The following is a 9,124-nucleotide window of genomic DNA, read 5'->3' on the forward strand; positions in this document are numbered from 1 at the left end:
CGTTTATTTCCCAAAATTTTTATATTGTATTTGCAACGACTCTATGATCATCACTATACAATAAATGCATAAAAAATGGGACAATCGCATTTTTATATACTTTATTAATAAATGAAATTACTTTATGCCTAATATACAAACTTTTATTTTTTTCTCCCAAAACAAATTCAACTAATAAATATTCAACCTTAAATGATTTATAATTAAAAAGCGCTTCTACAGCAGCAGATTGCATAAATTCATCACTATTATTTAACACATTAAAAATATAATCTATTGTTTTATCACTATTAATTTTCCCCATAGAAATGACCATATTCTTTTTTAAAAAACGATCTTGAGTTTTTTCAAAGTTTTCCATTAATACTTTTAAGGCAGGAATATTATTTTTTTCTCCTAAAGCCTGTATTGATCTTATATTTCCAATATTATTTTTTACATTTTCAAGATGATATTTGTAATAATAATTTTTAATTAAAAATGCTAAAAATATTACAAATAAAATACAAAATAACATAGAAAAGTTTAAATAGTAGAAACTAAATTTACTTGGAAAAAAGTTCATAAACAAACCAGAAATCACTATAATTGCTGGCACATAAAAGCCTTCTGTATAATTTCTTAATTTATCACTCACTTTTTCATTAAATGAAGCCGTAAAATGCTCGTAAGAAGTTTGAAATAAAGAATGTTCCAAAATAACTTTTGCCATTTCCACAGCTGCAATCACATAAAATGTATATGAGATATTCATAAAATAGACCAAAAAAAGAAGACAAACACCATACAAGAGATGCTGAAATATAATTTTAGATTTTGTAAATAAAAATTTATTTAAAGAATAACTCGTCGCAATAATTAATAAGCTAGAATAAAATTGAAATTCCGAAAAAAACTTATTTAATTCTTCCGTATTTCCAAAAGTTGCACCTGCAGAAAAGTTAAACTGATACGTTATTAAAGTAGTTATAAAGTGAAATAAACAAATTACAACAATATACAAAAAAGCCAAATTAAATAAAGACTTATTTTTAAAAAGGCTATTATTTTTTTCCTCTATTTTGCTCTCTTTAAGACCATCTTCCGTAATTTCATCATTAATAACTTTAATTTTGAAAACATAAAAATAAAAAAACAACAATATTAATAACAATACAATATTTACTAAAAAGTACTGTGCTATACTAAATCCATAAATAATTTTATTAATTAATATATCGGAAGAGATAGCACCTATTTCTTCCGATATTATAAAATAAGAGAAAAATAATTTTGACTCGAAAACATAAAAATAAGCATTAATTAAATTCCAATATAAAATAATACTTATTAAAGAAAATAAACTCCCAAATATTTGATACATCCAAACTGTTTTTGAATAATAATTTGGGACACCAGTATTATAAAACATGTAAAATAAAAATGAAATAGAAATTAAAATTAAAAATAATACTTTATATTGCCTTGATTTTTTAAATCCTTCGACTAAAGAAAGTATAAAAATAATAACAGGTGTTAATAAAGAAGAAATGATTAGTGCTTTTGGTAATTGCTCAGCACCAATAACATCAATAAAAAAAGAACTAGAACTGATTGCTAAATTTTCAATAATAAATTGAAATAGATATGCTAAAATACAGAAAAATATTATTTTTTTGTTTAACATAATTAGCTATTCCTAATTCTATTAAAAACAATACATACATATCTTTTATACATAGTTATCTATTTCTCAAAATCTTGAATATATTTTGGTGGATTTAGCACTCCTAAAATAGTTTGATCGTTTATATAGAAAAGTTTATTTTCAATTTTTTCAATAATAATATCCTTTATTTCATCAATTAAAATATCTTGATTTTTTTTATTATGAAGTAAAAAAAAAGACCAATTTCGACAAAAAGAAGGAATCCAGGCTGTAAATATTTTTACAGTATTAAATTCTGTTTTGAGCATATGAATATAATTCGTAAATGATAGGTTTTTTTGAAATGGCATTTCACCAGATTGTATACATATATTTCCATTTTTATTTAAAATATTTTTACATTTTTTTAAAAATTCGATATTAATAATTTGATTTTTATCTAAGTTTTGATCACACAAATCACAAATAATAACATCAAATTTTTTGTTTGTATTTTCTAAAAAAACTCTTGCATCACAAATTTCAATTTTAACTCTAGGATCTTTATAAGAATTTAAACTCATTTCAGGAAGATATTTACTACAAAATTCAATAACATCTTTATCAATTTCTATTAATGTTATTTCTTTTACCGTTTTCCATTTTAAAGCCTCTCGAGCGGTTGCTCCTTCACCAGCTCCAATAATTAAAATACTCTCAGGATTTTTATTTAAAATAAAAGGAATATGAACAATTGTTTCATGATAAATAAACTCATCTGCTGTTGTTGATTGTAATTGATTGTCTAAATAGAGAGCTTTGCTATCATTTAAGAGTTTTACAATACTTATGTTTTGAAAAAGACTTTTTCCTTGATAAATAATCTCAGAAACTAAGGAGCGATAAATTTCACTTGGAGATAAATATTCTGTCATCCAAATATTTGATTTAGGCTTATTTACAAACATAATAACTCCCCCTTTTTATCATATAAAAATTAGGGAGAAGGATAGATGAAATTTTTACCTTGGGAATATTTTCCTAAAATTAAAAAACAAAAATGATCAGAATTTATCTGATCATTTTTAAACAAGAAAATTATAAAATAAATTACGTCAAAAAGTTACGTTTATTTTCTTACTGGTATGTTGCTTCCCGCATTTGATGCCACTTTACCCATAATGTCTCCTACCGCTCCTAACGAAGAAAGAACAGCAGTTGCCTCATAAGGAATAAATACTTTATCGGTATTTTTATGAGTCATTTCGCCAAAACGTTTTAAATATTCCATAGCGATAAGGTAATTTGCAGCAACATCTGGCGAACCAAACGCACCCTTTATCAACTCAATTGATTTCGCTTGGGCAGCAGCAACATCTTCAATTGCTTGAGCTTGTCCAATTGCTCTTGCAATTGTTGCCTCTTTATCACCAAGAGCTTGATTGATTTTTTCCTGTTTTTCACCTTCGGAATGTTCAATACGAGAACGTTTTTCACCTTCTGCATTTAAAATTTGGCTTTGTTTTGAACCTTCGGCTGTTAATACATTCGCACGACGCTCACGCTCTGCCTGCATTTGTTTTTCCATTGCCATTTGAACATCAGGTGGTGGTGAAACATTTTTTAGTTCCACACGGTTTACTTTTAAACCCCATTTGTCAGTAGCTTCGTCAAGAACAATTTTTAATCTTGAGTTGATTACATCACGACTACTTAAAGTATGATCTAAATCCATTTCACCAACTAAACTTCTTAAAGTCGTTTGTGTTAATTGAGCAACAGCCAAAGGTAACGACTGAATTTCGTAAGCAGCACGTTTTACATCTGTTATTTGAACATAAATAATAGCGTCAACAATAATACCAACGTTATCTTTTGTAATCACCTTTTGCTCTGGAATATCAATAACAACTTCACGTAAATCGATACGATCTACATTCGTTATCATTCCATTACGGCTCCATAAAATTTGTCTTGATTGATCGACAAATGGAATTAAAATATTTAATCCCGAATTTAAAATAGTATGAAATTTTCCTAAACGTTCAACAATAACACATTCTTGCTGACGAATAACAATAACATATTTAGTAAATATAATGATTACTAAAAATACAATTGCGAGTAACAAAAATATAGGTAACATACTAAAACCTTCCATAAATACAAAACCTCAATTTAATTATTTAAGTCTTTACTTTATCTACAGTAACCTTATTGCCTTCTACTGTAACAACTTTTACAAGATCACCAACTTTTAAATTCATAAGTTTACTTTCTTGATGTGGATCCCAATGAATTTCCCAAATATCAGAAAATATTTTGACTTTTCCTGGTGACTGAGAAGACATAAAGCCTTCTATAATGACCCCTTGCTGACCAACAAGACCTGCAACAAACTGTGAACCTACAGGTTTAAGGAAACGTGATTTTTTCCATTTAGAAATAAGAAAAAGAAGTACGATTCCAGCTATTGTAAAAATAGCAACATGAATATAAACATTTTGAATAAATAACGCAAATATTCCTGTTACAATTGCAGCAATTCCAATAGGTAAAAAGTAAAATGTTAAAGTAAAAATTTCTATTAATATAAAAAGAACACCAAATACAAAATATAGCCAGTGCCAATCAAAAGTCATTTATCGTACCTCTTTTTAGAACTTTGGTTTTTTCCTGAAGTCGTTTTTGGTTTTTTTTCAAAATCTTTTTTGGAGTTTCTCTTTTTATTTTTAGATTCTGACCTGTCTTCCGATTTTACTTTATCTTCACGATAAGTTGAGCTTCTTTTGGAGTCTCTATTTTTAGAAACTTCTTCTTTTTTTTCTTTCGTAAAATAAGATTTTTTATCTTTATTTTCTTTCTTGGAATTTTCTTCGCCATGCCAAGCAGATCTTTTTTCTTCTTTTATTTTTTCTGTTTCTTTTTTACGTAAACTAGCAACTAACGTTGCTCTTTTTTCACGTCTTTCCGCTTCACGAGCATAATCTGTATCGTTTAATGTTAATTTACGTTTGATCTTTCTTTTTTCAATTACATCTTTTGATAAAGCATTTGGTGTTTTTTTCTTTTTAGATTCTTCATTTATCATGCTTTTTTTAATATCGTTTAAATATTTAGCTTCGATATCTGAGACTATTCTCATTTTTCCAGGCTCTAATTTTCCTGGGAGTCGAAGATCTCCAATAGCAACACGAACAAGTCTTACAACACTCAAACCTAAAGCTTCCATCATACGACGCACAAGACGATTTCGGCCTTCCGTAACAACCAACTCAATCCATTGCCCAACACTGTTACCTAGTTTTTCTTTTCCACCAATTTTTACTGAAATTGCTTTAGCTGGGCCATCGTCAAGTTCAATTCCTTTTTTTAATTTTTCGGAATCTTCAACCGTAAATGCAGATGAAGTTAAAACGGCATAAGTTTTTTCTACTGAGTACTTAGGATGCGATAAGGCAAGCGCTAAATCCCCATCATTGGTTAAAACAAGCAAACCTTCACTTCGGTAATCCAAGCGTCCAACAGATTGAACATTTAAAGGAAGTTTTTTGATTTCAGGTAAATCAAATATGGTAGCTCTTTCTTTATCATCTTTACGACTTGTAATTGTCATAAATGGCTTGTTTAAAATATACGTTACCTTAGCTGGGATATTTTTTAAAACTTTTCCATTAACAGAAATTGAAGCTTGTCTTTCGATTTTTGTCCCAAGTACACGAATTATTTTTCCATTTACTTGAACAGCACCAGACTCAATAAGTTCATCTGCTTTTCGGCGTGAAGAAACACCAAACTCTTGCAAAAGGACATTTAAACGAACAAGCTCTTCTTTATTTGTTACTTTAACCATATAATGTTTCCCAACATGAAAATAAAAAAACAGAACTCAATATTAGCTTTAACATGGCTAGATTGAGTTCTGTTCAAAAAACTACCAAATTAAATATTATCCTAAAAACAAAGCAGAGACAGGATCTTCAAAAAATTGTCTTAATGTTTTTAAGAATTCAGCACCAACAGCGCCATCGATTACCCTATGATCGCAACTTAAAGTTACTTTCATTCTTTGTTCCACACCAATTGTTCCATTTGGCAATACTACAGGAGTAGGAACAGTTGAACCTACCGCTAATATTGCTGCCTGTGGTGGGTTAATGATTGCTGTAAAACTTTCAATACCAGCCATACCTAAATTACTAACAGAAAACGTTCCGCCAGCATAGTCATTTGGTTGTAATTTTCCATCTTTAGCTAATTTCACAAGACGTTTTGTTTCTTGTGCAATTTGAACAACTGTAAGTTTATCGGCATGACGAACCACAGGAGTCATAAGCCCATTTGGTAAAGCAACCGCAACACTCATATGAACATCACGATATTTAGCAACATAATCATCTTGCCAAGAAGAATTTACATCGGGATGACGTTTTAATGCACGCGCAGTTAGAAAGATGACCAAATCATTTACACTGAATTTTTCATTTTCAGGTAATTTTGCAACAGCATCTTTGCGCCAAGCAAGAAGATTAGTCATATTTATATTAACAGTTAAGAAAAAGTGCGGTGCTGTATTCACACTTTCCGCTAAACGACGCGCAATTGTTTTACGCATATTTGTATGTGGAATTTTTTCGACTTCCGCATTTGCGGCAAATGCAAAACTGGATGCAGAAGAACCTGAGGATGGCGCTTGATCAAGATCTCTTTGAACAATACGGCCATTTGGTCCACTTCCTTGAATTGCTTTAAGATCAATTCCTTTATCTGCGGCAATTTTTTTAGCAAGAGGACTTGCTTTTACATTGAGATCAGAGACTGATGCAGAAGATTTAGAGGAAGATGCACTTGGCGCTGACGCAGCAGAAGAAGCTTTAGGAACCTCTTTTTTTGTTTCAGAAGAAGCAGATGCTCCCCCTTTTTTTGCGTTATATTTTTCGAGAACTTCTTCCCATTTTTCATCGGGTTTACCAATAACCGCAATAGGAGCTTGCAAAGGACATTTTTGTCCATCGCCAACTAATATTTTTAATAAAGTACCACTTGCAGGGCATTCATATTCCATTGTGGCTTTATCTGTATCAATTTCAATTACTGGAATACCAGCAGATACTTTATCACCTTCTTTTTTTAACCAACGAGCTACAGAACCTTCGGACATCGTATCTGAAAGTTTTGGCATTTCCATTACTGTTGCCATAGTTACTTCTCCAGAGTTTCGTTATTTATATAATACAGCCTTGATTGCAGAAATTGTGCGCTCTGCTGATGGTAACACTTCATGCTCTAAGCGCTCATTATAAGGCATAGGAACAAATAAGTTTGTTACTCTCTCTGGTGGCGCATCAAGATAATCAAAACATTCTTTGACGACACGATCGACAATGTGACATCCAAACGATGCAACTCCCCAACCTTCTTCTAAAACAACCAAACGATTTGTCTTACGAACAGAGTTAAAAATCATGTCTTCATCAAGGGGCATTAATGTACGAGGATCGATTATTTCAACACTGATGCCTTCTTTTTCAAGTTCTGCGGCAACATCTAAAGCAAGAAGAACCATTTTATTCCATGCCACTAAAGTAACATCTGTTCCCTCGCGTTTAATATCACCAACTCCTAATGGAATGATATGTTCCCCATCAGGAACTTCACCAGAACGGCCGTAAAGCATTTCACTTTCTAAAAATAAAACCGTGTTGTCATCGCGAATAGCTGACTTCATTAATCCTTTTGCGTCTGAAGGAATAACCGTACTTACTATTTTTAAACCTGGACAATTTACAAGCATGTGATCCACACACTGACTGTGTTGAGCACCAAGCATGTGAGCAGCACCATGAGGTCCACGAATAACCATTGGTACTTTATATTGTCCACCGCTCATATATAGCATTTTTGCTGCGTGATTGATAATTTGGTCAAAAGCTTGAATAGCAAAGTTCCATGTCATCATTTCGATCACAGGACGAAGACCACACATAGCAGCACCAACACCTAATCCAGCAAAACCTGCTTCGGAAATAGGGGAATCGACAACACGCATGGGTCCAAATTTTGCCAACATTCCTTTTGTTACTTTATAGGCACCGTCATACTGAGCAACTTCTTCGCCCATGACAAATACACTTGGATCGCGTTCCATTTCTTCTGTCAAAGCCTGGTTTAAAGCTTCGCGTAAAGTTAATATAGCCATAATTTTAAAACCTCAAACTCAAGTTATTAGGCAAGAACATGAGCATGAATTTCTTCTAGCCCTGGTTCAGGAGACTCATCAGCAAAAGTAACCGCTTTTTCTACAATATCAGCAATTTCTTCTTCATAAGTTTCAAAATCTTCTTCTTTTGCAGCTTTTTGTTGAATCATAATATCTTTAAGTAAGATTAAACAATCGCGACTACGTTCTTTTTCAACTTCTTCTTTTGTACGATAATTTCCTGGGTCAGAAACAGAGTGACCGCGGAAACGGTAGGTTTGAATTTCAACAAGAATTGGTTTCGAAGTTTTACGTGTTTCTTCAACAATTTCTTTCATTTGATTGTAAGTATTTACAACATTGCGTCCATCTACAATTGCTTGACGCATATTGTAACCTTTTGCTCTATCAGCAAGGTTGTGCAAAGAACATGTTCTTGAAATTGCAGTACCCATTCCATACATATTATTTTCAATAATAAAAATACATGGAAGATCCCAAATAGCAGCTAAGTTAAGTGCTTCATGAAATTGCCCTTGGTTAATAGCCGCATCACCTAAAAAGCAAAGTGCTACGTTATCTTCTTTTTGATACTTAATTTTCCAACCAGCACCAACAGCAAGAGGAACTTGTCCTCCAACAATCCCGTGGCCACCCATAAAATGAAGTTTTTCAGAAAACATGTGCATGGAACCACCTTTTCCACGCGCACAACCTGTTACTTTACCAAGAAGTTCGGCAAGCATAACTCCAGGATCCATGCCTAAAACAATAGGAAGAAAATGATCACGATATCCTGTAATCACATAGTCTTCGCCTTTTCTTATTGCATTTAAACAACCCGTGCCAACAGCTTCCTGTCCAATATATAGGTGACAAAATCCACTAAATTTTTGCTGAACATAAAGTTGGCCGACACGCTCTTCGATGCGACGCCCAAGTAGCATTTCTTTATAAAAAGCTACCATAAGCTGATTTGATAATTTTTGAGCCATGTATAAACTCTCCAAATAATAGGATCGAAAAAAACAAATATTTAAACATTCTACATATAAGTTAAGTCTGAGTTTGCACTCAAACACACACGTGCGTAAGCTATGACAGAAAAATCGGGACTGCAAGAAAGCGTCAATCTAAAAAGGATAGGAAAAAGAAAGAAAGAAGACAATGGTTGTCAGTTCCCAAAGACAATTGGACTATTCCCACAGTCATTGAGACCAACCGATTCAAGTTCCGTTGCTCCTTTCTGTCATTTCTCATAGATTTTGGTATCAGTCACAAAGAAATTGGCACTAACC

8 protein-coding genes are annotated in these 9,124 nt (G+C 32.0%); all 8 read right to left on the reverse strand.

Annotated features, from left to right (window positions below; translation table 11 throughout):
- Positions 1–19 precede the first annotated feature (19 nt).
- Positions 20–1,666, reverse strand: coding sequence for a hypothetical protein (locus tag ACIQ56_RS10940; protein ID WP_397601094.1), 1,647 nt, complete (start codon positions 1,664–1,666; stop codon positions 20–22).
- A 59-nt stretch (positions 1,667–1,725) separates the two neighbouring features.
- Positions 1,726–2,595: a methyltransferase gene (locus tag ACIQ56_RS10945; protein WP_397601095.1), complete on the reverse strand. Its 870-nt coding sequence runs from the start codon at positions 2,593–2,595 to the stop codon at positions 1,726–1,728.
- A 161-nt stretch (positions 2,596–2,756) separates the two neighbouring features.
- Positions 2,757–3,773, reverse strand: coding sequence for an SPFH domain-containing protein (locus tag ACIQ56_RS10950; protein ID WP_397601096.1), 1,017 nt, complete (start codon positions 3,771–3,773; stop codon positions 2,757–2,759).
- Between the two features lie 40 nt (positions 3,774–3,813).
- The gene (locus tag ACIQ56_RS10955) at positions 3,814–4,269 is read right to left on the reverse strand and encodes an NfeD family protein (protein ID WP_397601097.1); all 456 of its coding nucleotides are present in this window, start codon (positions 4,267–4,269) and stop codon (positions 3,814–3,816) included.
- Positions 4,266–5,480 carry a pseudouridine synthase gene (locus ACIQ56_RS10960; RefSeq protein ID WP_397601098.1) on the reverse strand — a complete coding sequence of 405 codons (1,215 nt, stop codon included), beginning with the start codon at positions 5,478–5,480 and terminating at the stop codon, positions 4,266–4,268. The genes ACIQ56_RS10955 and ACIQ56_RS10960 overlap by 4 nt, the downstream gene beginning before the upstream one ends.
- Before the next feature lie 96 nt (positions 5,481–5,576).
- Positions 5,577–6,827: a pyruvate dehydrogenase complex dihydrolipoamide acetyltransferase gene (locus ACIQ56_RS10965; protein WP_397601099.1), complete on the reverse strand. Its 1,251-nt coding sequence runs from the start codon at positions 6,825–6,827 to the stop codon at positions 5,577–5,579.
- A 21-nt stretch (positions 6,828–6,848) separates the two neighbouring features.
- Complete coding sequence (locus tag ACIQ56_RS10970; RefSeq protein WP_397601100.1) at positions 6,849–7,826, reverse strand: pyruvate dehydrogenase complex E1 component subunit beta; 978 nt, start codon at positions 7,824–7,826, stop codon at positions 6,849–6,851.
- A gap of 26 nt (positions 7,827–7,852) precedes the next feature.
- Positions 7,853–8,821 carry a pyruvate dehydrogenase (acetyl-transferring) E1 component subunit alpha gene (gene pdhA / locus ACIQ56_RS10975; RefSeq protein WP_397601101.1) on the reverse strand — a complete coding sequence of 323 codons (969 nt, stop codon included), beginning with the start codon at positions 8,819–8,821 and terminating at the stop codon, positions 7,853–7,855.
- Between the last annotated feature and the right edge of the window lie 303 nt (positions 8,822–9,124).

It is taken from the genome of Silvanigrella sp. (genome assembly GCF_044369315.1).
Lineage (GTDB): Bacteria > Bdellovibrionota_B > Oligoflexia > Silvanigrellales > Silvanigrellaceae > Silvanigrella.

Excerpts from the sequence above, each read along its gene's own strand:
- ACIQ56_RS10940 (WP_397601094.1), bottom strand. The coding sequence starts at position 1,666 with ATGTTAAACAAAAAAATAATATTTTTCTGTATTTTAGCATATCTATTT.
- ACIQ56_RS10945 (WP_397601095.1), bottom strand. The coding sequence starts at position 2,595 with ATGTTTGTAAATAAGCCTAAATCAAATATTTGGATGACAGAATATTTA.
- ACIQ56_RS10950 (WP_397601096.1), bottom strand. The coding sequence starts at position 3,773 with ATGTTACCTATATTTTTGTTACTCGCAATTGTATTTTTAGTAATCATT.
- ACIQ56_RS10955 (WP_397601097.1), bottom strand. The coding sequence starts at position 4,269 with ATGACTTTTGATTGGCACTGGCTATATTTTGTATTTGGTGTTCTTTTT.
- ACIQ56_RS10960 (WP_397601098.1), bottom strand. The coding sequence starts at position 5,480 with ATGGTTAAAGTAACAAATAAAGAAGAGCTTGTTCGTTTAAATGTCCTT.
- ACIQ56_RS10965 (WP_397601099.1), bottom strand. The coding sequence starts at position 6,827 with ATGGCAACAGTAATGGAAATGCCAAAACTTTCAGATACGATGTCCGAA.
- ACIQ56_RS10970 (WP_397601100.1), bottom strand. The coding sequence starts at position 7,826 with ATGGCTATATTAACTTTACGCGAAGCTTTAAACCAGGCTTTGACAGAA.
- pdhA (WP_397601101.1), bottom strand. The coding sequence starts at position 8,821 with ATGGCTCAAAAATTATCAAATCAGCTTATGGTAGCTTTTTATAAAGAA.